Raw genomic sequence first — 23648 nt, 5'->3', positions numbered from 1 at the left:
ATAGTGAGCAGCCATGACGACGACGACCGAGTACGACGTGGTGGTGGCGGGTGCCGGGCCCGTGGGGCTCTTCCTCGGCTGTGAGCTGGGGCTCGGCGGTGCGCGGGTGCTGGTGGTGGAGCGGCTGACCGAGGTGGACGAGACGATCAAGGCGGGCGCGATCAACATCCCGAGCGCGATCGCCTTCTACCGCCGGGGAATGCTGCCCGAGCTGGCGGCGGTGTGGGAGGCGGCGCGGGAGCGGCTGCGGGCCTTCCGGGGAAGCGGCGGGCCGCAGCGCTGGGACAAGCTCCCGCCCAAGTTCGCCGGGCACTTCGCCGGGATCCCCATGGACTCCGATCTCTTCGACGGCTCGGACCCGGCCTGGGCGGACGCCGGCCCGGCGGCCGACCTGGGGCTCGGTGTGCCCCAGGCCGAGCTGGAGCGGATCCTGGGCCGGCGGGCCGCGCGGCTCGGGGTGGAGGTGCGCCGGGGCGTGGAGCTCACCGGCTTCGACGCCGACGCGGACGGGGTCGCCGTCCACACCGGCGAGGGAACGGTCCGCGCCGGCTGGCTGGTCGGCTGCGACGGCGGCCGCAGCACCGTCCGCAAGCTCGCCGGCTTCGACTTCCCGGGCACGGACCCGGAGATCACCGCCTACCAGGCGGTGGTGGAGCTGACCGGCGCCGAACGGCTGGGCACCGGCTGGAACACGACCGACGTGGGCACCTATGCGCACGGACCCTTCCCGGGCCGGATCCTCACCGTGGAGTTCGACAGGCCCCCGGCCGACCGCTCGGCGCCCATCACCGCCGAGGAACTGCAGGCCGGCCTGCGCCGGGTCACGGGCGTGCCGGAGGTCACGGTCGACAAGGTGGTCAGCGCCACCCGCTTCACCGACAACGCCCGCCAGGCCACCGACTACCGCAAGGGGCGGGTGCTGCTCGCGGGCGACGCCGCGCATGTGCACTCGCCGTTCGGCGGGCAGGGGCTCAACCTGGGCATCGGGGACGCGATGAACCTGGGGTGGAAGCTGGCCGCCGTCGTACGCGGCACGGCACCCGAGTCCCTGCTGGACAGCTACACCGCCGAGCGGCATCCGATCGGCGCCTGGGTGCTCGACTGGACCCGCGCCCAGATCGCGGTGATGCGCCCGGACCGGCACGCCCGCGCCCTGCGCCGGGTGGTCACCGACCTGGCGCTGACCACCACCGGCACGACGTACCTCGTCACGCGGATCTCCGGCATATGGCAGCGCTACGACCTGCCCGGCGACCACCCGCTGACCGGCGCCAGCGCCCCCGACCTGGTGCTGGCCGACGGCACCCGGCTCGGCGACCACCTGCACTCCGGCCGCGCCCTGCTGCTCGACCTCGCCGACGACGCCGGACTGCGCGCCCGCGCCGAGGGGTACGGCGACCGGCTGGAGGTCCGTACGCTCGCCTGTCCGGACCGGTCCGGCCTCAGGGCGCTGTTCGCGCGGCCGGACGGGTTCGTGGCCTGGGCCGCCGAGGACGAGGGCGGCAAGGGCCTGCCGGAGTCCCTGGAGCGCTGGCTCGGCGCCCCGGCGGTCTGCGCTTGACCCTGCCGCGACGTCAACGTCTGTACTGATCCCATGCGGATCGGAGAACTCGCCGCCGCCGTCGGCGTCACGACGCGCACCGTGCGGCACTACCACCACCTGGGCCTGCTGCCCGAACCCGAGCGCAGGCCCAACGGCTACCGGCACTACACCCTCCGGCACGCCGTCGTCCTCGCCCGGATCCGGCGACTGACCGAGCTGGGACTGGGTCTCGCCGAGGTGCGGGACGTGCTCGCCGACGACGCCGGGAAGGACCTGGTCGAGGTGCTCACCGAGCTGGACGAGGACCTGGCCCGGCAGGAGGCGGAGATCCGGGAGCGCCGGCAGCGGCTGCGGACGCTGCTGGACGCCGGGGAACTGCCCGCCGAGGGGCCCGTCTCGCCACAACTGGCCGAGCTGTTCGGCTCGTTGTCCGGTGGCGACTCGCCCACGGCCGCCAAGGACCGCGAGCTCCTCGCCCTGATCGACACCGGGGCACCGCCCGAGGAGCGGGAGCGGCTGCTGTCCGCGCTGCGCGGCGTCCTGGAGGACCCGGACACGCCGGCGCGGATCCGCGAGGCGTACGCGCTGCTCGACGCGCTCGCGGACGCCGGACCGGACGACCCGCGCGCGGCGGTGGCCGCACGGACCCTGGCCGGCTGCATTCCCGCGGGACTGCTGCCCGCCGGTCCGGTCCACCCCGACCACGCCGTCCTGCGCGCCCTGTACGCGGACTTCGCGCCCGCCCAGGCCGAGGTGATCCGCCGTGCGCTCAACATCGTTGCGGAGGAGGGGCGATGAGGATGCTGAGGACAGTGGGGCGTCTGGCGCGGCACGAGGCCCGTCTCTTCGCCGGCCTGGTGCTGTGGCTGGCCCGGCGCACCGAGGGCACCGCCGGTGGGCGGGCGTTCGGGTACACGCGCGGGCAGGGCGCCACGATGGCGGGGCTGGTCTTCGTGTGCGTCGTCGAGACGGCCGGCGTGTCGGTGATGCTCCGCGACATGCCCACCGCGCACGACGTCCTGCTGGTGCTGGACGTCTACACCGTGCTGTTCGTCGTCGGCCTGCACGCGGCCTGTGTGGTCCGCCCGCACGTGCTGACCGACAAGGCCCTGCGGGTGCGGTACGGCGCCCATGTGGACCTGCGGATCCCGCTGGACGCGATCGCCGCCGTACGCCGCCGTACGCGGATGACGCACGAGCCGGCGGACGGCGTGCTCGACCTCGCGGTCGGTTCACAGACGTCGGTCGAGCTGGAGCTGACCGCGCCCGTCGCACACCGGTCGTTCTTCGGCGGGTCCCGGCAGGTGAGCGTGGTGCGGCTGCACGCCGACGACCCCGGCGGCCTCGTCCGGGCCCTCACGCCACGGTGAAGACGATCTTCGTCGTGCCCGGGTCAGCCCGGCTGAGCCGTACCCGCAGGCGTTCGCCGAGCGGCAGCCGGTCGCCCTCGATCCGGCCGATGACCGCGGGCGAGTCCACCTGCACGGTCCCCACCGTGGGCCGGCGTTCGTCGACCTCCACCACACAGCCGTCGAAGACCTCCCCGACCCGGTCCTTGAGCAGGGCCGCCTCCACGATGTCCACGCACTCACGCTCGACCGTGCCGGCGATGCGGGAGCCGTCGGCCATGCGCCGGGGCAGCGCGTCGAGCGCGGCGAGCACCCAGTCGGGCGGCGGCAGGCCGGCGACGGCGGCCAGACAGATCTCCGACGCGTAGCGGTCGGCGAGCCGGCGCAGGGGGGCCGTGCAGTGCGTGTAGGGGGCGGCGACCGCGGCATGGGTGGTGATCGCGGGGAGGACCCCGTCACGGAACACCGTGTAGCCGGCACCGCGCAGCAGAGTCGTGCATTCCTGGAGGAAGGCCGCGTGACGGGTGTCGTGCGGGTCGAGGGTGCGGATCAGCGCGGCGTAGGAGACATGGTGCGGCCAGTCGACGCGCAGGGCGGTCGCGGTGCGGCGCAGCCGGGCGACGGCGCCGTCGGGGGCGGCCGGGAGGGTGCGCAGGACACCGGTGCCGTGGGCGAGCATCAGCTCGGCGGCGGCCATGCCGGTGAGCAGCGAGAGCTGCGCGTTCCAGCCCTCGGCGGGCAGCGGTGACCGGTAGCCCAGGACATAGGTGTGGTCCTGCTCGGTGATCTCCTGCTCGGGCACGTTCAGGGAGATGCCGCCGCGCTCGGTCTCCTGCCGTTCCCGGGCCTCGCCGATCTCCTTGAGCAGCGCGAGGGGTTCCTCGGCGGTGCCGGCGTCGATCTGCTTCTGCGCCTGCGCGTAGTCGAGCCTGGCGCGGCTGCGGACCAGGGCACGGCGCACGTCGACGGCGACGGTCCGGCCCTCCGCGTCCAGGTCGATCGTCCAGAGGGCGGCGGGCCGGACCTGGTCCGGCAGCAGGCTGGCCGCGCCCTCGCCGAGCACGGCCGGGTGCAGCGGGATCCTCGCGTCCGGGAAGTACAGGGTGTTCACCCGCCGGTGCGCCTGTGCGTCCAGCTCCTTGCCGGGTACGACGAAGGCGGCGACATCGGCGATGGCGTACCGGACCCGGTAACCGGTGCCCCGCCGGGACAGGTGGGTGGCCTGGTCGAGGTCCAGGGAGGCCGGCGGGTCGAGGGTGAAGAAGGGGATGTCCGTGGCGTCGTACGACGGCAGGGCGGGTGCCTTCGCCGCGCGCTCGGCCTCGTCCCGGGCCTTGGGCGGGAAGTCCGCCGGGAGGCCGAGCTCGGCGCGCAGTGCGGCGAGGGCGGCCCGCAACGGGGCCTCGGGGGCGCCGGTCACGCGGATCTTGCGGCGGGGCATACAGCGAGCGTAGGGCGCGGACGGGTGGGCGGCACGCCGTACGCTGTCGCGGAGGTCTACGTGAGGAGTACGTGTTGCTGGTCCTGCTGCCGCCCTCGGAAGGCAAGGCGAACTCGGGTGAAGGAGCCCCGCTGGAGCTCGCGGCGCTGTCCCTGCCGGGGCTGACCGCCGCGCGCGAGGCCGTGCTCACCGAGCTGGTCGAGCTGTGCGCCGGGGACCTTGACCAGAACGAGAAGGCGCGCGAGGTGCTCGGGCTGAGCGAGGGACTGCGCGGCGAGGTCGCGAAGAACGCCCGGCTGCGTACGGCCGGCGCCCGCCCCGCCGGGGAGATCTACACCGGGGTGCTCTACGACGCCCTCGGCCTGGCCACGCTGGACGCGGCGGCGCGGCGGCGCGCGGCGGACTCGCTGCTGGTGTTCTCCGGCCTGTGGGGGGCGGTGCGGGTGACGGACCGCATCCCCTCCTACCGCTGCTCGATGGGTGTGAAGCTGCCGGCGCTCGGCGCGCTGGCCGGGCACTGGCGGGCGCCGATGGCCGAGGTGCTGCCGGAGGCGGCCGGGGACGGGCTGGTGCTGGACCTGCGCTCCTCCGCCTACGCGGCGGCCTGGAGGCCGAAGGGGGAGGTCGCGGGGCGGACGGCGACCGTACGGGTGCTGCACGCGCCGACCCGGAAGGTCGTCAGCCACTTCAACAAGGCGACCAAGGGCCGGATGGTACGGAGCCTGCTGACGGCCGGTGCGGCGCCGAGGGACCCGGCCGAGCTGGTGGAGGCGCTGCGGGGGCTCGGGTACGAGGTGGAGGCCCAGGCGCCGGTGAAGGCCGGGAAGCCGTGGGCGCTGGATGTGCTGGTGGAGGAGATCCACTAGGCGTCGCCGCCCACCGGCGAGCCCATTGCAACATACGCAACGCTTTTTGCGCATGTTGCACCCCGTGGGCACGATGTGGAGCATGACCTCACCGCTGCCCTCCTCCTCGGCCGCCTCCGTGCTGGATCTCGCGCCCGTCGTGCCCGTGGTGGTCGTCGCCGACGCCGTCGACGCCGTACCGCTGGCGCGGGCGCTGGTGGCGGGCGGGCTGCCGGCGATCGAGGTGACGCTCCGGACGCCGGCGGCACTGGACGCGATCCGCGCGATCGCCGCCGAGGTGCCGCGGGCCCTGGTCGGCGCGGGCACGGTGATCACGCCGGAGCAGGTGGCCGCGGGTACGGCGGCGGGGGCGGGGTTCCTGGTCAGCCCGGGGTGGACGGAGGCGCTGCTGGTGGCGATGCGCGGGGCCGGGGTGCCGTTCCTGCCCGGGGTGTCGACCACCTCGGAGGTCGTGGCGCTGCTGGAGCGCGGGGTGCGGGAGATGAAGTTCTTCCCGGCACAGGCGGCGGGCGGTACGGCCTTTCTGAAGTCGCTGGCCGGGCCGTTGCCGCAGGCCCGCTTCTGCCCGACCGGCGGGATCGGGCCGGCGACCGCGCCGGAGTATCTGGCCCTGCCCAACGTGGGCTGCGTGGGCGGCAGTTGGATGGTCCCGGCGGACGCGGTGGCCGCCGGCGACTGGGCGCGGATCGAGGAGCTGGCGCGGGGTGCGGCGGCGCTCGGCGGGGGCGCCGGGGTCAGGAACGCAGAGGAGACGTGTCGTTGAAGAGCCGCACGCTCGCGTTGCCGTCCGCGTAGTACGCCACCGCCGACAGGGAGGCCGCCGACAGCTCCATGCGGAACAGGGACTCGGGCGGGGCGCCGAGGGCGAGGCGGACGAGGGTCTTGATCGGGGTGACGTGGGTGACCAGCAGGACTGTCCGGCCCGCGTGGGCCGCGACGAGCTTGTCGCGGGTGGCGGCGATCCGGGTGGCCGTCTCGGCGAAGCTCTCGCCGCCGCCGGTGGGGTGGGCCTCCGGGTCGGCGAGCCAGGCGTTCAGGTCGTCCGGGTAGCGCTCGCGGACCTCGCCGAAGGTCAGCCCCTCCCAGGCGCCGAAGTCCGTTTCGCGCAGGCCGTCCTCGATCGTCACGTCGAGGCCGAGGCGGGCGGCGACCACGGCGGCGGTCTCGCGGGTACGGGTGAGCGGGGAGGCCAGGACGGTCTGGATGGTGCCGCGCCTGGCGAGTGCCTCGGCGACCCGGCGGGCCTGTTCGCGGCCCACCTCGGAGAGGGCGGGGTCGGTGCCGCCGCTGCCGGAGAAGCGTTTCTGGGGCGTGAGGGGGGTCTCGCCGTGACGCAGGAGGACGAAGGTGGCGGGGACGCCGAGGTCGGGGGCGCTGCTCCAGCCCGGCGTCGAGCGGCGCTCCTCGGCGGGAGCGGCGGGCCGCCGCTCACCGGCAGGTGCCTGCTCTGCGCCCGGCTTCTCCCCCACCGCGGGGGCAGCCCCCTCGCCCGCCCGGGCCGCCCCGGCGGCCCGACCGTCCGCAGTCGCGGCGGCCGGTTCGGCCGTCCGCCCCTGCGCCAGCGCGGCACGCGCCCGGGCCGCGCCCGCCGCCGCGTCGCCCGGCGGGCCCGACGGCTCGGGAACGGCGGGCGGGGTGTCCAGGGCCGCCCTCGACTCCGACGGGGACCACTGCCGGCCCTTGGCACCGGCGTCCATCGCCTCGTTCGCCAAGCGGTCCGCGTACTTGTTCTGTTCGCGGGGGATCCACTCGTAGATGACCTGGGCCGGGGGGAAGACCGCCCTCGCCTGGGCCGCCAGGGGCTTCATGTCGGGGTGCTTGATCTTCCAGCGGCCCGACATCTGCTCGACGACCAGCTTGGAGTCCATGCGGACGTGGACCCGGGCCGAGGGGTCGAGGGCGTGGGCGGCGCGCAGGCCGGCCAGGAGGCCGCGGTACTCGGCCACGTTGTTGGTGGCGACGCCGATGTACTCCGCCGCCTCCGTCAGGGGCTCGCCCGTGGCCCCGTCGAGGACGACCGCCCCGTAGCCCGCGGGCCCCGGGTTGCCCCGCGACCCGCCGTCCGCCTCGACGATGAACTCCCGCACCCCGCCAGCCCCTTACCGACTCTTACAGACCCGACTCGGCCGTGCGCACCAGGATGCGGCTGCAGTTCTCGCAGCGCACCACGGCGTCCGGCGCCGCCGCGCGGATCTCGCTCAGCTCGGTGATCGCCAGCTCCTGCCGGCAGCCCTGGCAGGTGCGGGCGTACAGCTTCGCCGCGCCGATGCCGCCCTGCTGCGCACGCAGCTTGTCGTAGAGCTTGAGCAGGTCGGCGGGGATGGCGGCCGCGACGACCTCGCGCTCCTTCGTCACCGAGGCGGTCTCGCCGTCGATCTCCTCGAACGCGGCGTCCCGGCGCCCGGTCGCGTCGTCGATCTTCGACTGGACGGAGGCGACCCGCTCGGTCAGTTCGGTCACCCGCTCCTGCGCGGCCTCGCGGCGCTCCATGACCTCCAGGACCACGTCCTCCAGGTCGCCCTGCCGCTTGGCGAGGGAGGCGATCTCGTGCTGGAGGCTGGACAGGTCCTTCGGCGAGGTGACCGCGCCGGAGTCCAGGCGCTGCTGGTCGCGGGCGGCGCGCTGGCGCACCTGGTCCACGTCCTGCTCGGCCTTGGTCTGCTCGCGGGCCGTGTCGCTCTCCTCGGTCTGCGCGGCGACGAGCAGGTCCCGCAGCTGCGTGAGGTCCTTGTTCAGCGACTCGATCTCGACGTGCTCGGGCAGCGACTTCCGCTTGTGCGCCAGCTGCTGCAGGCGGACGTCGAGGCCCTGGACGTCGAGGAGTCGGATCTGGTCGGCGGGCGCGGCGTTCAGTTGGGGGCTCCCATGTGGTTCGTCGTGGTGGTGGACGCCGCGTGGGCGGTCCAGGGGTCGGTGACCGTCTTGGAGACATGGACCCGGAGGTCCCAGCCGTGGCGGTCGGAGATCTCGTCGAGCTGGGCTGCGGCCAGCTCGCACCAGGGCCACTCGGTGGCCCAGTGGGCCGCGTCGAGCAGCGCCAGGGGACTGTGGGCCACCGCCTCGGAGGCCGGGTGGTGGCGCAGGTCGGCGGTGAGGAAGGCGTCGACGCCGGCCGCGCGGACCTGGTCGAAGAGGCTGTCGCCCGAGCCGCCGCTGACGGCGACCGTGCGGACGACGGCGTCGGGGTCGCCGGCCACGCGGATGCCCTGCGCGGTGGCGGGCAGCCGTGCGGCGGCGCGCGCGGCCAGTTCGCGGACGGTCACCGGGTGGTCGAGTTCGCAGACGCGGCCGAGGCCCCGGCAGCCCTGCGGGTCGGTGGGGTCCGGGACGAGGGGGCGTACGACACGCAGGTCGAGCGCGCCGGCGAGGGCGTCCGAGACGCCCGGGTCGGCGGTGTCGGCGTTGGTGTGGGCGACGTGCAGCGCGATGTCGTTCTTGATGAGGGTGTGCACGACCCGGCCCTTGAAGTGGGTCGCCGCGACCGTGGTCGTACCCCGCAGATAGAGCGGGTGGTGGGTGACCAGCAGGTCGGCGCCGAGCTTCACCGCCTCGTCGACGATCTCCTGCACGGGGTCGACGGCGAACAGGACCCGGGTGACCTCCTGGCCGGGGTCGCCCACGACCGTGCCGACCGCGTCCCAGGACTCGGCCCGCTCGGCGGGCCACAGGTTCTCCAGCGCGGCGATGACTTCAGACAGACGGGGCACGAAGCAAAGGCTACCTGGCTGGCCTGCGCGGCCGTACCGCATCCGTCCGGTCTGGCCCCGCTCAGCACAAAGGCCCCGCTTTCCTCAGGTGAATCGCTTCTGCGCCACCCGTATGTGTGAAGCGGATGGCGGCCGGTCCCCCGCCTGTGCGTGCGAAAACTAGCTTCGTCGCCGGAGGTGACCGAACGATGACGGCCTGTGCGATCGAACCCCCGTCGACCGGTGCGGGGGACGGCGGGACGGGGTGCGCCATCACGGCGGACGGCGCGTACGCGGCGCGGCTCGCGCGGGACGGCGAGTCGTGGTTCCCGGAGCGCTGGACGCTGGACGGCCCGGAGCCGTACGCGGTGCCGCTGCCCGGCAACCAGCCGGAGGAGCCCGGCACCGAGGTGCAGCCCCTGGCGGACGGCCGGGTGCTGATCCACCGGCTGGTCGAGCACCGGCACGCCTTCTCGCTGCTGTACCCGACCGGCCCCGGCACCGGTGAGCTGCCGCTGGGCGCGGTGGAGTGCCCCGAGCCCGGCTCCCGGCTCACGCTGCTGCCGCCGGCGCCGGACGGCCGGCGGGCCTGCGCCCTCGCCGTCGGTCCGCATTCCAGCGCGGTGTGGCTGGTGGCGGGCGGTGCCTTCGGGCCCGAGCGGCTCGTCGAGGTGCCGGGGCGCTGTTCGGGCGGGGTCTGGCTGGACCGCGCCGGGCGGATGCTGGCGCTGGACCGGGAACGGGGCGGGCCGGTCAAGACGGTCGTGGTGGACCTGGAGCGCGCCGAGGTGTCGCCGCTGCTGCAGATCGCGGCGACGAGCGACGACCGGCTGCTGCTCGCCGATCCCGACAGCGGGCTGCTGCTCATCTCCTCCGACGCCCCCTCGCCGGGGGAGGCACGGCTGGGCTGGGGGGTGCTCGGCAGCACGCTGCCGGTGCGCTTCCCGGAGAGCCTGCGGATGCCGGACTGTTCGGTGACGCCGTTCGCGATCCAGCCGGGACAGGTGCTGATGCCGGAGAACTGCGCGGTGGCGCTGCGCGTCGACGGGCCGTTCGGCAGCTGGGTGAGCACCTGGCGGCCGGCCGGGCGGCAGGTGAGCCATCTCCCGGCGCCGCAGGGCTGGCTGGCCGGAGCGGGGCTGTGGACACGGGACGGGGTGCTGCGGCTGCCGTACGCCACGCGGGAGACGCCGTGCGGGGTGGCGGAGCTGACGGCGCCCTGGGGGCGGACCGGAGGCACGGTGGTCGCGGGGAGCGGCTTCGCCGGGCCTTCGGGGGGATGCGGGGGGCCGGGGGGCGAGGGCCCGGAGGGTCCGGTCCGGGACGGCACGGCGGCCGGGGTGCCCGAGGCGCCGCGGCCGCCGGCGGAACCGGACCCTCCGGAGTCCGCGGAACCCGGGGCCGGGCAGCCGGTGGTGGCACGTCCGGTGCCGTTGCAGCAGGCGCCTCTGGGACGTCTTGTAACGAAGTAGTGCCGGTTGGCGTGTGCGCCTGGATTCGGTCCGTGCTGCGCCGGTTACACTCGCCCGGCTGTACGAAAGATCATATGACGGGGTGAAGACGTCCGATGAGCGACACCAGCACGATGGAGCAGCTGTCCGCCGACTCCCTGGAGGCTGCCGGCCACGGCAGGCACCGGGGGCCGGTCTCGGCCCAGGAGAGCGAGGCGGTTCCGCACGGCCGGCACCGCAAGCCCGCCGAGGAGACCACCGAGGCGGCTGCCCGAAGGTCGTAGAACAAGAGGGGCGCTCGCTTCGGCGAGCGCCCCTTTGTGCTGTCCGCCGCCCTATCCGCGGGTGAGCCCCAGGACCTCCGCCGCCGCGAAGGTCTCCCCCGCGGGCCGGTCCGCGTAGTGCGGGGTGAGCAGCGCGTCGAGTTCGTCGTAGGTGAACGTCTCCTGCTTGCTGTCGAACTTGGCCTGCACCCGGGGCCGTTCGACGATCGCGACCATGCCGCCGTGGACGACGAGCAGTTGGCCGTTGACCCGGGCTGCGGCCGGTGCGGCCAGGTAGCCGACGAGCGGGGCGACGTGCTCGGGGGCCAGCGGGTCCAGGCCCTGGTCCGGCCGCTGGAAGCCGGCGAAGACGTCCTCGGTCATCCGGGTGCGGGCGCGCGGGCAGATGACGTTGGCGGTCACGCCGTACTTGGCGAGGGCGAGGGCCGTGGAGGTGGTGAGCCCGACGATTCCGCCTTTCGCGGCCGCGTAGTTGGGCTGTCCCGCGGATCCGGCGAGGAAGGCCTCCGACGAGGTGTTCACGATCCGCCCGTACACCTTCGCCCCGCCGGCCGCCTTGGACCGCTCCCGCCAGTGCGCGGCGGCGAAGTGCGTGGTGTTGAAGTGGCCCTTGAGGTGGACGCGGATCACCGAGTCCCACTCGTCCTCGGTCATGGAGAAGACCATGCGGTCGCGCAGGATGCCCGCGTTGTTGACGAGGATGTCCAGCTTGCCGAACTCCTCGACCGCCGACCGCACGAGCTCCCGCGCCTGCCGGAAGTCGGAGACGTCGGCGGTGTGTGCGACCGCCCGGCCGCCTCGGTCGCGGATCTCCGCGGCGACCTCCTCGGCGGGTCCCGCCGAGGCCGCGCCGGAACCGTCCCGCCCGGGCCGCCCGTAGTCGTTGACGACGACGGCCGCGCCCAGCCGGGCGAGTTCCAGGGCCTCGGCCCGGCCGAGGCCGCGTCCGGCGCCGGTGACGACGGCGGCCAGCCCTTCCAGCGGCCGCTCCGGTGCCCCCTCCTGCGGCAGTGCCATGCCGGTCCCCGCCCTCAGATCTCGATGCACGTACGCAGGGCCGTCCCGGTACGCATCTGGTCCAGTGCCTCGTTGATCCCGGCCAGCGGCACCCGGTGGGTGATCAGCCCGGCCAGGTCGACGCGGCCCGCCCGCCACAGGGCGATGGTGCGCTCGTAGGAGCGCAGCACGTCCCCGCCGCCGTACATGGACGGCAGGATCCGCTTCTCGTCGAAGAACAGCTCGAACATGTTGAGCTGCAGGAAGTCGTCCATGGCGCCGGCGCCGACCACGACGAGGGTGCCGCCGCGCCGGGTGTTCTCGTAGGCGGTGCGGGCGGTGGCGGACCGGCCGACGACCTCGAAGACGTAGTCGAAGCCCTCGCCGCCGGTGACCTGCTGCCTGGCGTCGGCCAGCTCCTCGGGCGGGACGGCCTTCGTGGCACCGAACCTGAGCGCCGACTCGCGCCGGGAGGCGACCGGGTCGACGGCGACGATCTCGGCGGCGCCCTTCAGCCGCGCCCCCTGCACCGCCGAGACGCCGACGCCTCCGCAGCCGATGACGGCGACCGACGAACCGGCCTGGACGTCGGCGGTGTTGAGGGCGGCGCCGAGCCCGGTGGTGACCCCGCAGCCGATCAGCGCGGCGATGTCGAAGGGCACGTCCTCGGGGATCGGCACGGCACAGCCGGCGTCGACCACGACCTCCTCGGCGAAGGTGCCCGTGCCGGCGAAGCCGAAGACGTCCGTGCCGGAGCGCCTGAAGTTCGGGGTGCCCGCGTTCATGAAGCCGGCCAGGCACAGTTCGCTCTGGCCGCGTCCGCAGGCCGGACACGCGCCGCAGGCGGGCAGCCAGCAGATGACGACCCGGTCGCCCGGCTTCAGGTGCCGTACGCCCTCCCCCACTTCGAGGATCTCGCCCGCGCCCTCGTGGCCCGGCACGAACGGCGCGGGCTGGGGCAGCACCCCGTTCATCGCGGACAGGTCCGAGTGGCACAGCCCGGTGGCCCGCACCCGGACCCTGACCCGGCCGGGGCCGAACCCCACGGCCTCGACGTCGTCGAGGACCTCCAGCTTTTCCTGGCCGATCTCGTGCAGTACGGCTGCGCGCATGGTGCGGCTCTCCCCTCGAAGGCGGGCTGGCTCAGGAGTGGTGGACGACGGTGTCGGTGAGGACGGGCGCGTCGCCGCGCTCCACCGCGCTCACGGCCACCCGGACGCGGCCCCGCTCCCGCCACATGCGGATGCGCAGGGTCTCGCCGGGATACATCACCCCGGCGAACCGCGTGCTGTAGCCGCGGACGCGGGTGACATCGCCGCCGAGCAGTGTGTCCACGACCGCCTTGAGCGTGATGCCGTAGGTGCACAGGCCGTGCAGGATGGGCCGCTCGTACCCGGCGAGCTTGGCGAACTCGGGGTCGGCGTGCAGCGGGTTCCAGTCGCCGCAGAGGCGGTAGAGCAGAGCCTGGTCCTCGCGGACGGGGCGTTCGACGGTCCGGTCGGGTTCGCCGGCGGGCGGGTCGAGGCGGCGGGACGGGCCGCGGTCGCCGCCGAAGCCGCCCTCGCCCCGGACGAAGATCTGCGCGTCGTCGGTCCACAGCGGGCCGTCGTCGTCGGTGACCTCGGTGCGCAGCACCAGGACGGCGGCCTTGCCCTTGTCGTGGACGGCGGCGAGCCGGCGGGTCGCGGTCGCCGTGCCCTGGGCCGGGATGGGCCGGTGGATCTCCAGCGTCTGCCCGCCGTGCAGGACCTTGGCGAGCTCGACCTCCACACCGGGCAGGGACAGCCCGCCGATCACGCCCGGCGCGCCGGAGCCCGCGACGGTGGCGAAGCTCGGCAGGACGTGCAGCCGGGACTCCAGGGTGTAGCGCAGCTCGTCGGGGTCGGTGGCGGGCAGACCGGCGCCGATGCCGAGGTGGTAGAGCTGGACGTCCTTGGTGGTCCAGGAGATCTCGCCGGTCCGGGGTCCGGCCGCGAGGGCTTTCGCTGCGTCGATGGGCATACGGCTCCTGACACTGGCGGTTCAAGACCCCGGTGCGGACGTCCGCACCGTCGGCCGCACCGAGGTCGCTACGGGCCGATCTAGAACGCGTTCCAGTCCGGCGCCCTCTGTATAGCCCAGCGCCCCCCACATGTGAAGGCTCCTGACGCCGTGTCAGTTCCGCTGGCGCGGTGACATTTGTACTGCCCGGGTCCGTACATGCGCATCTGCCGGCGGGGGGACCGGGCCCCTTAGCGTCGTGAGCATGACGCAACGGGGAAGCGCCGTCTCCTTCTCGGGGGCGGTCAGGACATACGGTGCGGTACGCGCGGTGGACGGGGTGGACCTGGAGATCGGGCACGGCGAGACCGTGGCGCTGCTGGGCCGCAACGGCGCCGGCAAGTCGACCACGATCGGGCTGCTACTGGGGTTGTGCGAGCCCGATGCCGGCGCCGTGCGGCTGTTCGGCGCGACGCCCGAGCGGTCGGTGCGCGCGGGGCGGGTGGGCGCGATGCTCCAGGAGGCACGGCCGGTGCCCCGGGTCACGGTCGGCGAGCTGGTCACCTTCATGGCCTCCCGCTATCCGGCCCCGATGCCGGTGGCGCGGGCCCTGGAGCTGGCCGGGATCAGGGACCTGGCCGGGCGGCGGGTGGACCGGCTGTCCGGCGGGCAGGTGCAGCGGGTGCGCTTCGCCCTCGCGCTGGCCGGGGACCCGGCGCTGCTGGTGCTGGACGAGCCGACGGCGGCGCTGGACGTGGAGGCCCGGCACGCCTTCTGGGCGTCGATGCGCACCTATGCCCGCCGGGGCCACACCGTCCTGTTCTCCACGCACTACCTGGAGGAGGCGGACGCGTACGCCGACCGGATCGTGGTCATCGACCGGGGCCGGATCGTCGCCGACGGCACGGGCGACGAGCTGCGGCGCCGGGCGGGCGGCAACCTGGTCACCGTGGACCTGGCAGGCCGGGAGCCGAAGGACCTGGCCCCGCTGCCGGGCGTCCGGTCGGTCGAGGTGGCCGGCGACCGGGCCCGGCTCCGTACGGACGACTCCGACGCGACGGTGATCGCGCTGGCCGGGCTGGGCGCGATCAGGGGGCTGGAGGTGGCTCCGGCGTCCCTGGACGACGCCTTCCTGGCGATCACCGCCGCAGGGGGCGCCGCGGCGGGGCGCGGGTCCGTGTCCGGTCCGCGGCTGCCGCCGGACGGGCGCGACCGGTCGCGGACGACCCGCACCCGAAGGACGGCCGTGTGATGCTCGCCTATGTACGCCTGGAAGTCCGCCGCACCCTGCGCGACGCCGGTTTCGTGGCCGGCGGCGTCGCGATGCCCGTGCTGATGTACCTGCTGTTCACGAACCTCGGGGAGGACGACGGGGGTTGGCGGACCGCGGCGATGATCGGCATGGCCGCCTACGGCGCCGTGGGATCCGCCCTGAACGCCGGGGGCGCCGTCGCCGAGGACCGCGCCGTCGGCTGGCTGCGGCAGCTGCGCGTGACCCCGATGACCCCGCGCGAGGTGGTGACAGGGCGGGTCCTGACGGGCACGGTGACCGTGCTGCCGTCGATCGTCGCGGTACTGGCGGCGGGCGGGCTGGTCGACGGGGTGCGGCTGGCGGCCTGGCGGTGGCCGGCGATCGCGCTGCTGCTGTGGCTCGGCTCGATCCCGTTCACCCTGCTCGGCCTCGGCAACGGCTACCGGCTGACCGGGCCCGCCACCGGCGTCGCGAACATGGCGTGCAACCTGGGGCTCGCGGTGCTCGGCGGACTGTGGTTCCCGGTCAGCCTGTTCCCCGGCTGGCTGCGCGGTCTGTCGGCGTACACGCCCACCCACCGGTTCGCGCAGCTGGGTACCGCCGTAGCAGAGGGTCAGGCGCCGGGCGCCGGTGCCATCATCGTCCTGACGGCCTGGCTCGTTGTGTTCGGTTCGTACGCTGTGCTGTCGTACCGCCGTCGGGCGGGGACCATCTGACCGGGGGAAACACAGATGACATGGGTTCGGGGAGTTCAGTGCCGGATACAGGCCCTGCAGGCCGAACGGCACCAGTGGCGGGCCGCGCACGAGCGCTTCAAGGCCGCGCAGCGCGCCGCCCGCGAACAGGGCAAGGATCCGGACGTCGACCATCCGGGCCCGCCGCCCACCGGCTTCGCCCTGCTGCCCTGGCTGCTGATGGGGATGGGGTCCCTCTCCAACCTCCTCCAGGGCAGGACCCCGAACCCGTGGGTCGGCGGCCTGGGCCTGCTGGCCTTCAACTCGCTCTACATCTACGTCACCTTCCGCTCCTTCGAACGGGACAGGCGGGAGGCGCCCTCCACCCGGGTGGCGCTGCTGACCATGGCCCTGGTGACCACGGGCCTGGCACTCGGCTACGGCGGTGACTGGCTGACCTTCTTCCCGCTGCTCGGACTCGCGACCGGCGCGTCCCTGCGCGGTCCGTGGCTGGGCCGGACGGGCCTGCTGCTCTCGGTGTACGCGGGCGCCGTCTCGTACGTCCGCGGCGGCTGGGGGGACGCGTCCACCATCGGCTACGCCACCTTCATCTCCAGCATGGTGACCGCGGCGATCCTCGGTCTGTCCGAGGCCGTGCGGGAACTGCGCGCCGCCCGCGAGGAGCTGGCCCGGCGCGCGGTGGAGAAGGAGCGGCTGCGCTTCTCGCGGGACCTGCACGACCTGCTCGGACACACGCTGTCGGTGATCGTGGTGAAGTCGGAGGCGGCCCGGCGGCTGGCCCCGCGCGACATGGACGCGGCGCTGGGCCAGATCGCGGACATCGAGTCGGTGGGCCGGCAGGCGCTCACCGAGATCCGTGAGGCGGTGACCGGCTACCGGGAGGGCAGCCTCGCCACCGAGCTGACCCGGGCCCGTTCGGCGCTGTCCGCGGGGAGCGTGGAGCCGGTGGTGCGCCAGTGCGGCGTGCCGCTCGAACCGCAGACGGAGGCGCTGCTGAGCTGGGTGGTACGCGAGGCGGTCACCAATGTGGTCCGGCACAGCGATGCCGGCCGCTGCGAGATCACCGTCGAGAGCGGCGCCGAGCAGGCCCGGCTCACCGTCACCGACAACGGCAGCGGCAGGCCCGTGAGCCGGCCCGAGCAGGGCATCGGCGGCACGGGACTGAAGGGCCTGACCGAACGCCTCGCGGCGGCGGGCGGCTCGCTCACGGCCGGCCCGTCGCCGCGCGGCGGCTTCACGGTGACCGCCGAACTCCCGGTGGTGTCGGCGGAGTTCGCGGACGCGGCGGCTACGGCGCCCAGGGCGGGCTGACCGCCCAGCTGACGTCGTCGGTCCAGGACGTGCTGCTGTCGAAGTCGTGGGAGCCGCCGTCGCTCGCTGCGTAGAGGTTGTACGCGTAGTGGCGCAGGTACCTCGTCGGGTAGTTGTACGAGGCGAACGAGGTGCCGGTGCCGTTCTTGCCGGTCTGCGGGCAGAAGGTGGCGTCGGCCCGGAACTGGGCGGTGCCGTCCATGGGCTGGCGGTAGAGCCTGTAGTCGTAGTGGCGCAGGAAGTCGCCGGGGTAGTTGCGTGACTCGAAGGAGACGCAGGAGCTGCTCGCGAGGCCGCGGCGGACGATCCAGGTCGCGTCGTTCCTGTCCAGGGCGGAGCTGCCCGAGGTGATCGAGGAGAGCACGCCGGCGTTGTTCTGGTGTCGGACGTAGTCGGTGGTGCAGCAGGAGGTGGTGGCGCGCAGCGAGATCTCCGCACCGGGGTTCAGGGTGCCGGCGCTGCCGCTCGCGCCGCCGTAGCCGACGGAGACGATGTCGGCCTGGACGGCGGTGTCGGCGGCGTCGGTCGGGATGCCGGAGGTCATCACGCCCTCGAAGAAGGAGCCGATGGAGCCGTTGCTGTTGTCACCGCCGGTGCCGAGGACGATCGCGCCCTCCTGGTGCATCGGCGAGTAGCCGCTCGTGGTCGGCTCACCCCCGGAATAGGTGGTGGTCAGCCCACCCGATTGCGCATTGCCGTATTTCAGCGCGAAATGATTCTGCCCGTTGTTCTTCAGCAGCGCGGTCACGAACGGCAGCGGTCCGGTGCCCGTGTCGGACGTGTTCTTGCTGTATCCGGCATCCGACTGGAACAGGCCGTTCTCCAGGTCGGCCTGCACCCAGGGACCCTGTCCGTAGCACGGCGCGAACCAGCACTCGGTGCCGAAGTTGATGGCGTCCATGTGGCCGTTGCCGGTGTCCTTGTTGTTGGTCTCGGCGTTGCCGTAGTCGAAGCAGCAGCGGTTGTTGACGTGGGTGCCGGAGGTCACCATGTACATCCCCTCGGCCTGCCCGTTCACGGCGACGCCCGAGGTGGAGTTGTCCCGGTAGCCCATGCCGGCGGAGATCTCCAGGCCGTAGACCTGATGGCCGCCGGCGGTCACCGGGAGGGCGTCGGCGGGTGCCCCGACATCGGCCGCTCCGGCGCCGCCGGCGCCCTCGACGGTGAGGTCGTTGTGCCGGGTGGACTGGTCGTAGATCTCGGTGATGACGCAGGTCGTGCCGGAACAGAAGGAGTCCTGGGCCGCCGCGTCGGCGTAGCCGCCGGCGGACAGCAGCCCGATGTTCCTCTTCGCCCCGTCCGAGGCGCGCTGCACCTGGTAGAGCGGGCCGTCGTACGACCCGTACAGCGCCCGGACCAGGCTGTGCGCGGCGACGCAGGGGGTGCCCGCGGCGGCGTAGATGTCACAGGGCAGCGAACCCGCCGCGGCGGCCTGGGGCGCACCGGTGCCGAGCAGCAGCGCGGCGAGGGTCGCGCAGACCGCGAGGACGGACAGGGCGGCGCTTCTCAGCCGCCCGGGGCGGATGTGGGGGGATCTCGTGAGCACGGTGCACCTCGGATTCTCTGGTCGACTCCGTTGGTCGATATCTCGGACGCCGTTCGATCGAAATACCGAACCTATTCGACGGCGGAAATGGCATGGATTCCTGGAAATGCAGGGGCGATTGTTTGATTACCGTCTCGGAGCGTCAACCCCCGCTGCACCGGACCATGCCAAGTCTTTAATCGACAGCCGGCCGTACCCACCCCCGCCCGGTGCGGGGGCGCACGCGCCCGGGATCAGCGCCGTTCCGCACCGGCGGGTCCGCCGTAACCTGACTCCATGAACGAGATGCCCCGGGAGCACCGGACCACGAAGTCCATTCGGGTGCTGCTCGCCGAGGACCAGGGCATGATGCGCGGCGCGCTCGCTCTGCTGCTCGGCATGGAGGAGGACATCGAGGTGGTGTCCCAGCTGGGCTCGGGCGACGGCATCGTCGACGCCGTGCTCACCCACCGGCCGGACGTGGCCCTGCTGGACATCGAACTGCCGGGCGTCAGCGGACTGGACGCGGCGGCCGAGCTGCGGGTGCAGGCGCCCGACTGCCGGGTGCTGATCCTCACCACGTTCGGCCGGCCCGGCTATCTGCGCCGGGCCATGGAGGCCAAAGCGGCCGGTTTCCTCGTCAAGGACGGCCCCGTGGAGGAACTGGCCGCGGCGATCCGGCGGGTGCTCACCGGGGAGACCGTCGTCGACCCGGCGCTGGCCGCCGCCGCCCTCAGCGCCGGGCCCAATCCGCTGACGGCCCGTGAGTGCGAGGTGCTGAAGGCGTCGGTGGACGGGGCGACGGTCGCCGACATCGCCGGCAAGCTGCATCTGTCCGAGTCCACCGTGCGCAACTACCTGTCCTCGGCGATCGGCAAGACGGGCACCCGCAACCGGGCGGAGGCGGTAAGGGAGGCCCGGCAACAGGGGTGGCTGTGACCGGGCCTCCTGGCCCCCCTGCCGGCTGCGGTGTCATCGCGTCACTTCGGCGTCCTTGAACGCCGTGCCCTCGGGCGCGACGCACACGAACCACTTCGCCCCGGGATAGCCCGCGGCCGGCACGATCGCCGGACGGGGCAGGTTGTGCTCGTAGACGACCGGGCCGCTCCTGGCCTTGGCGGTCGTGCCGTCCTTCCAGGTGCAGGTGACCTCCCGGGCGGTCTCGGCGACTTTCCCGACCACCAGGTGGTCCCATGTCGCGCTCGTGTCGTCCAGGGGGTTGCTGGCCGACTGCATGTCCCTGCCCGTGAGCCGCTCCAGCTTCCGCCTGGCGTCGAACATGACCTGCCGCGGGGGCTGGTCGCCGAACTTCCGGGTCACGAAGTAGGAGGTCTTGCCGATCAGGTCGGTGGGCTTGTCCACGGCGGGCATCAGGTTCAGCTCCTGCATGGCGACGTACTGCCGGTCCGCCTCGGTCCTGTTCCGCGGCGCTCCCCACACCTGGAGGTCGACGTACCAGGACGTGCCCTTGTACAGGCCGCGGGACAGCTCGGTCTGCTGGGGCTCGTACACATGCCGGTCCTCGGGCGAGGTCGGTTCCGTCGTCATGTTTCCGTGCCGGTCCCCGTGGCCGCCGCCCGGCAGGCCCGTCACCGCCAGCGTCGCCCCCGTCGACCCCGTCAGCACCACGGCCGTCGCCGTCACGACCGCCCACCGGCGGGCTCTGCGGCGCCGGCCGCCCCGGATGACCGCCTGGACGGGGGCTGTACCGATCTCGACCTCGTCCGCGGCGTCCGCGAGGAGGAGGGCGATGTCCGTCTGCGTCATGTCGTGGTTCTCCCGCTCCGCGCCCATCACTTCCGCCCTCCGTACGTCACCATGTCGGCCAGCCCCGGTACGGCCCGGAGTTTCGCGATGCCCTTGGCCGCGTTGCTCTTCACCGTGCCGACCGAGCAGCCCATCGCCTCCGCCGCCTGGGTCTCCGTCAGGTCCTCCCAGTAGCGCAGGACCACCGCCTCCCGCTGCCGCGCGGGCAGCCGGGCGAGCGCCGTGAGCAGCGCGCTGCGGTCGTCGGCCTGCGCGATCCGGTCCCCCGCGTCGGCCACCTCGCGCACCAGGCCCGAGTCGTCCTTCGGCGCCAGGAACTCCTTGAGCCTTCTTCTGTGTCTGCGGGCATGCAGATTGATCATCACGCGCCGTACATAGGCCTCGGGGTCGTCGGCCGCACCGACCTTCCGCCAGGCCACGTAGACCCGCTCAAGCGTGGACTGGACCAGGTCCTCGGCGGCGTGCTGCTCCCCTGTGAGGAGAAACGCCGTACGCATCAGGCGCGGCCAGCGGCCGACCATGAAGCTCTGGAACTCGTCGTTCCGAGCGTTCTTCCCGTCCCCCATGGGCACCTCCCTTGATGTCAGAAGGAGTCCACGGGGCGCCCGGACCGTTGCCTCATCCCCGGGAAGTCGCGGAATTTCCTCGCGGCAGCCACACCAGCATCAGCAGCGCGCCGCCCAGCAGCACCGCCGTACTGGCCCGGAAGGCCAGCGCGTAGCCGTCCGTCAGCGCCTGCGGGCCGTGGCCGCCGCCCGTGCCGGCCGCGGCGACGGTGGACATCACGGCGAGGCCCAGCGAACCGCCCATGGTGCGCGAGGTGTTGACCAGCCCCGACACCACCCCGGCCTCGCCCGGCGCCGTCCCCGACGTGGCGAGGGAGGCGAGCGGGGTCACCGCCAGGCCCGCGCCCAGCATCATCAGGATCCCCGGGATCATGATCGCGGTGAGGTACGCCTCGTGGGCGCTCATCGTCGACTGCCAGCCGAAGCCCGCCGCGGCCACCAGCGTGCCCAGCGTCGCCGTGGTCCGCGCGCCGGCGGCCCGCATCAGGCGCGGCGCCAGCTTGGAGCCGACGACCACCGCCAGGGAGCTGGGCACGAGGGCGACTCCGGCCTGGAGCGGCGAGTAGCCGAGGACGTTCTGGGCGTAGAGCGTCATGAAGTACCACATGCAGAACATGGCCGAGCCGGAGACGAACATCGCGGCGTTCGCCGAGGCGACCGAGCGCAGCCGGAGCAGCCCGAGCGGCATCAGCGGCGCCGCCGTACGCGCCTCGACCAGCAGGAACAGGCCGGTCAGCAGCAGCCCGGCGAGCAGCGGCAGCAGGGTGGCGGCGGCCGTCCAGCCCTCCGCCTCGGTCTGCGAGATGCCATACGCCAGGGTCGCCAGGCCCGCCGTCACCAGCAGCGCGCCGGGCAGGTCCAGGCGCCGGCCGTCACCGGCCCGGCTCTCGGTGAGCCAGCGCATCGAGCCGGCCAGCACCAGCGCGCCCACCGGCACGTTGATCAGCAGCACCCAGCGCCAGGACAGCAGGTCCACGAGCGCCCCGCCGACGAGCCCGCCCGCGGCCCCGCCACCGGCACCGACCGCGGACCAGGTGGCGATCGCGCGCGCCCGCGCCGCCCCCTCCGGCACCGCGGAGGTCAGCAGGGTCAGCGTCGAGGGGGCCAGCACGGCCGCGCCCAGTCCCTGCACGGCCCGGGCCAGCAGCAGCTGCCAGCCCTCCTGGGCGAGGCCGCCGCCCAGCGAGGCCAGCGTGAACAGGCCGAGGCCGACCAGGAACATCCGCTTGCGCCCGTACAGGTCGCCGGCCCGGCCGCCGAGCAGCATGAACCCGGCGAAGGCGATGGCGTAGGCGTTCACCACCCACTGCAGGCCGGACGGCGTGAGGCCGAGACCGCCGCGCATGGACGGCAGGGCGACGTTCACGACCGACACGTCGAGGACGACCAGGAACTGTCCGGCGCAGGCGAGCGCCACCACCAGCCAGGTCGGCGTGGTCGTACGGCGGGATATGAGGGGTGTGGTGTCGGCGGCTTCCAGCATGGGTGTCATGCTCTCAACCGGGTTACGGTCCTTGCATCATCATTTCGGACCACCGGTGCGGCCCACCGGTCCTAGGTCCCGCGGCCCAGGCCGCCGCACGGCGCGGCCTACACCGCGCGCAGTACGGTCACCACCGCCGCCCCGCCCAGCCCGATGTTGTGCGCGAGTCCGACCCGCGCCCGCGGCACCTGCCGCTTCCCCGCCCGGCCGCGCAGCTGCCACACCAGCTCGGCCGTCTGGGCCAGCCCGGTCGCGCCCAGCGGATGCCCCTTGGAGATCAGGCCGCCCGACGGGTTCACGACCCACCGGCCGCCGTACGTCGTCGCGCCCGACTCGACCAGCTTCCCGGACTCCCCCGGGGCGCACATGCCGAGGGCCTCGTACGTCAGCAGTTCGTTGACCGAGAAGCAGTCGTGCAGCTCGATCACGTCGACGTCGTCGATGCCGAGCCCGGCGCGTTCGTACGCCTGCCGGGCCGCGTCCCGGGACATGGGCTGCCCGACGACGTCGATGCAGGAGCCGGACGCGAAGGACTCCTCGGTGTCGGTGGTCATGGCCTGCCCGGCGATCTCCACGAGACCGGTGAGCCCGCGCCGGGAGGCGAACCGCTCCGACACCACCACGGCCGCCGCCGCGCCGTCCGAGGTCGGCGAGCACTGGAGCTTGGTCAGCGGCCGGTGGACCATGCGGGAGGCGAGGACGCCGGCGACGTCGTACACGTCCCGGAACTGGGCGCGGGGATTGTGCGCGGAGTGCCGGTGGTTCTTGGCGGCGACCGCGGCGAGCTGCGCCTCGGTCGTGCCGTACCTCTCCATGTGCTCGCGGGCCGCGCCGCCGAAGATCTGCGCGGTGGGCGGGGTCTGCTCGAAGCCGTGCCGGGCGGCCATGACGCCGTAGTGCCGGGCGACCGGAGACGTGGCGAAGTCGCCGCCGTCGGCCCCTCCGCCCAGCGCGCCCTTCTTCATCTTCTCGAAGCCCAGCGCCAGTACGCAGTCGGCGGCGCCGCCCTGCACGAGCTGCCGGGCGAGCATCAGCGCGGTCGAGCCGGTCGCGCAGTTGTTGTTGACGTTGTAGACGGGGACGCCGGTGAGCCCCAGCTCGTAGGCGGCGCGCTGGCCGGCGGTCGAGGGCTGGAAGCAGTAGCCGACAGGAACCTGTTCCACGTCGGTGTAGGCGACGCCCGCGTCCGCCAGAGCCTCGCCACCCGCCTCCCGCACCATGTCCCAGTACTGCCATGAACGGGTCTCGGGCTTCTCGAACCTGGTCATCCCGACCCCGGCGACATAGGCCTTCATGGCGCGCAGAGTAGAACCTGTTCCATAAATCCACCAGCCCGTGACGGGCGATCAGAATCCCATGAACTGGTCAAGGATTCATTAGAGGCCTGAAGCAACGGAATAGTTGCCTGTGCATACGAGGTTTACCTGGCACTTATCACTACGGGGAGGCCTGG

The 23648-nt window shown here is 73.4% G+C and carries 23 protein-coding genes; 11 read left to right on the top strand and 12 right to left on the bottom strand.

Translation table 11 applies throughout. The features are described from left to right. Positions 1 to 13 precede the first annotated feature (13 nt). The 3 genes from IO33_RS0131155 to IO33_RS0131145 are packed head-to-tail and all read left to right on the top strand — an operon-like array spanning position 14 to position 2913. Positions 14 to 1561 (top strand): FAD-dependent monooxygenase, encoded by a 1548-nt coding sequence (locus IO33_RS0131155; protein WP_031171136.1) that lies wholly within the window; start codon positions 14 to 16, stop codon positions 1559 to 1561. A 33-nt stretch (positions 1562 to 1594) separates the two neighbouring features. Continuing rightward, positions 1595 to 2341 (top strand): MerR family transcriptional regulator, encoded by a 747-nt coding sequence (locus IO33_RS0131150; protein ID WP_031171134.1) that lies wholly within the window; start codon positions 1595 to 1597, stop codon positions 2339 to 2341. A gap of 2 nt (positions 2342 to 2343) precedes the next feature. Continuing rightward, on the top strand, positions 2344 to 2913 hold the full coding sequence (locus tag IO33_RS0131145) for a hypothetical protein (protein ID WP_245235926.1): 570 nt from the start codon (positions 2344 to 2346) through the stop codon (positions 2911 to 2913). On the opposite strand, the gene IO33_RS0131140 is transcribed toward IO33_RS0131145, so the two are convergent. Beyond that, positions 2900 to 4333, bottom strand: a complete 1434-nt coding sequence (locus IO33_RS0131140) for an RNB domain-containing ribonuclease (RefSeq protein ID WP_031171130.1) — start codon at positions 4331 to 4333, stop codon at positions 2900 to 2902. The two genes, IO33_RS0131145 and IO33_RS0131140, sit on opposite strands and share 14 nt — an antisense overlap. Before the next feature lie 74 nt (positions 4334 to 4407). On the opposite strand from IO33_RS0131140, the gene yaaA reads away from it, so the two are divergent. Together yaaA and eda are read left to right on the top strand one after the other, a co-directional pair. Then, positions 4408 to 5199 (top strand): peroxide stress protein YaaA, encoded by a 792-nt coding sequence (yaaA, locus tag IO33_RS0131135; RefSeq protein ID WP_031171128.1) that lies wholly within the window; start codon positions 4408 to 4410, stop codon positions 5197 to 5199. 82 nt (positions 5200 to 5281) lie between these two features. Then, positions 5282 to 5962: a bifunctional 4-hydroxy-2-oxoglutarate aldolase/2-dehydro-3-deoxy-phosphogluconate aldolase gene (gene eda / locus IO33_RS0131130; protein WP_031171126.1), complete on the top strand. Its 681-nt coding sequence runs from the start codon at positions 5282 to 5284 to the stop codon at positions 5960 to 5962. On the opposite strand, the gene IO33_RS0131125 is transcribed toward eda, so the two are convergent. From IO33_RS0131125 to IO33_RS0131115, 3 genes are read right to left on the bottom strand one after another with little or no spacing between them, the layout of a single operon-like run. After that, on the bottom strand, positions 5934 to 7286 hold the full coding sequence (locus tag IO33_RS0131125; RefSeq protein WP_031171124.1) for a bifunctional RNase H/acid phosphatase: 1353 nt from the start codon (positions 7284 to 7286) through the stop codon (positions 5934 to 5936). The genes eda and IO33_RS0131125 overlap by 29 nt on opposite strands. A gap of 22 nt (positions 7287 to 7308) precedes the next feature. Next, positions 7309 to 8052: a zinc ribbon domain-containing protein gene (locus IO33_RS0131120; protein ID WP_078963976.1), complete on the bottom strand. Its 744-nt coding sequence runs from the start codon at positions 8050 to 8052 to the stop codon at positions 7309 to 7311. After that, complete coding sequence (locus IO33_RS0131115; RefSeq protein ID WP_031171120.1) at positions 8049 to 8906, bottom strand: Nif3-like dinuclear metal center hexameric protein; 858 nt, start codon at positions 8904 to 8906, stop codon at positions 8049 to 8051. Before IO33_RS0131115 ends, IO33_RS0131120 begins: the two co-directional genes overlap by 4 nt. 188 nt (positions 8907 to 9094) lie before the next feature. On the opposite strand from IO33_RS0131115, the gene IO33_RS0131110 reads away from it, so the two are divergent. Together IO33_RS0131110 and IO33_RS51355 are read left to right on the top strand one after the other, a co-directional pair. Continuing rightward, positions 9095 to 10357 carry a hypothetical protein gene (locus IO33_RS0131110; RefSeq protein ID WP_031171117.1) on the top strand — a complete coding sequence of 421 codons (1263 nt, stop codon included), beginning with the start codon at positions 9095 to 9097 and terminating at the stop codon, positions 10355 to 10357. Between the two features lie 95 nt (positions 10358 to 10452). Beyond that, positions 10453 to 10620, top strand: coding sequence for a hypothetical protein (locus tag IO33_RS51355; protein ID WP_167349484.1), 168 nt, complete (start codon positions 10453 to 10455; stop codon positions 10618 to 10620). Between the two features lie 51 nt (positions 10621 to 10671). Here the strand turns inward: IO33_RS51355 and IO33_RS0131100 are convergent, their stop codons facing one another. Genes IO33_RS0131100 through IO33_RS0131090 form a run of 3 tightly spaced genes read right to left on the bottom strand, consistent with a single transcriptional unit; the run spans position 10672 to position 13617 of the window. Next, the gene (locus IO33_RS0131100; RefSeq protein WP_031171115.1) at positions 10672 to 11637 is read right to left on the bottom strand and encodes a 3-oxoacyl-ACP reductase; all 966 of its coding nucleotides are present in this window, start codon (positions 11635 to 11637) and stop codon (positions 10672 to 10674) included. A 14-nt stretch (positions 11638 to 11651) separates the two neighbouring features. Next, a complete protein-coding gene (locus tag IO33_RS0131095; RefSeq protein WP_031171113.1) occupies positions 11652 to 12728 on the bottom strand; it encodes a Zn-dependent alcohol dehydrogenase in 1077 nt (358 codons plus the stop codon). Positions 12729 to 12759: 31 nt separating this feature from the next. Further along, positions 12760 to 13617, bottom strand: a complete 858-nt coding sequence (locus IO33_RS0131090; protein WP_031171111.1) for a MaoC/PaaZ C-terminal domain-containing protein — start codon at positions 13615 to 13617, stop codon at positions 12760 to 12762. 244 nt (positions 13618 to 13861) lie between these two features. Between IO33_RS0131090 and IO33_RS0131085 the strand changes: the two genes are divergently transcribed. The 3 genes from IO33_RS0131085 to IO33_RS0131075 are packed head-to-tail and all read left to right on the top strand — an operon-like array spanning position 13862 to position 16854. Next, a complete protein-coding gene (locus IO33_RS0131085; protein WP_078963971.1) occupies positions 13862 to 14848 on the top strand; it encodes an ABC transporter ATP-binding protein in 987 nt (328 codons plus the stop codon). After that, positions 14848 to 15564 (top strand): ABC transporter permease, encoded by a 717-nt coding sequence (locus IO33_RS0131080; protein WP_031171106.1) that lies wholly within the window; start codon positions 14848 to 14850, stop codon positions 15562 to 15564. The genes IO33_RS0131085 and IO33_RS0131080 overlap by 1 nt, the downstream gene beginning before the upstream one ends. 15 nt (positions 15565 to 15579) lie before the next feature. Beyond that, positions 15580 to 16854, top strand: coding sequence for a sensor histidine kinase (locus tag IO33_RS0131075; RefSeq protein WP_031171104.1), 1275 nt, complete (start codon positions 15580 to 15582; stop codon positions 16852 to 16854). Here IO33_RS0131075 and IO33_RS0131070 read toward each other — a convergent pair. Further along, complete coding sequence (locus tag IO33_RS0131070) at positions 16832 to 18400, bottom strand: alpha-L-arabinofuranosidase B (protein WP_037686409.1); 1569 nt, start codon at positions 18398 to 18400, stop codon at positions 16832 to 16834. The two genes, IO33_RS0131075 and IO33_RS0131070, sit on opposite strands and share 23 nt — an antisense overlap. Before the next feature lie 276 nt (positions 18401 to 18676). Between IO33_RS0131070 and IO33_RS0131065 the strand changes: the two genes are divergently transcribed. Then, positions 18677 to 19318, top strand: coding sequence for a response regulator transcription factor (locus tag IO33_RS0131065; protein WP_031171099.1), 642 nt, complete (start codon positions 18677 to 18679; stop codon positions 19316 to 19318). Positions 19319 to 19351: 33 nt separating this feature from the next. On the opposite strand, the gene IO33_RS0131060 is transcribed toward IO33_RS0131065, so the two are convergent. The 4 genes from IO33_RS0131060 to IO33_RS0131045 all read right to left on the bottom strand — a co-directional run bounded on the left by IO33_RS0131060 (position 19352) and on the right by IO33_RS0131045 (position 23490). Then, positions 19352 to 20146 carry a hypothetical protein gene (locus IO33_RS0131060; protein WP_245235925.1) on the bottom strand — a complete coding sequence of 265 codons (795 nt, stop codon included), beginning with the start codon at positions 20144 to 20146 and terminating at the stop codon, positions 19352 to 19354. Between the two features lie 26 nt (positions 20147 to 20172). After that, positions 20173 to 20712: a SigE family RNA polymerase sigma factor gene (locus tag IO33_RS0131055; RefSeq protein WP_031171095.1), complete on the bottom strand. Its 540-nt coding sequence runs from the start codon at positions 20710 to 20712 to the stop codon at positions 20173 to 20175. A 52-nt stretch (positions 20713 to 20764) separates the two neighbouring features. Beyond that, positions 20765 to 22195, bottom strand: a complete 1431-nt coding sequence (locus IO33_RS0131050) for an MFS transporter (RefSeq protein ID WP_031171093.1) — start codon at positions 22193 to 22195, stop codon at positions 20765 to 20767. Between the two features lie 107 nt (positions 22196 to 22302). Beyond that, positions 22303 to 23490: a lipid-transfer protein gene (locus IO33_RS0131045; protein WP_031171091.1), complete on the bottom strand. Its 1188-nt coding sequence runs from the start codon at positions 23488 to 23490 to the stop codon at positions 22303 to 22305. Between the last annotated feature and the right edge of the window lie 158 nt (positions 23491 to 23648).

The sequence above is a fragment of the Streptomyces durhamensis genome (assembly GCF_000725475.1).
GTDB lineage: Bacteria > Actinomycetota > Actinomycetes > Streptomycetales > Streptomycetaceae > Streptomyces > Streptomyces filipinensis.
This window is presented reverse-complemented; position numbering and strand designations above follow the sequence as displayed.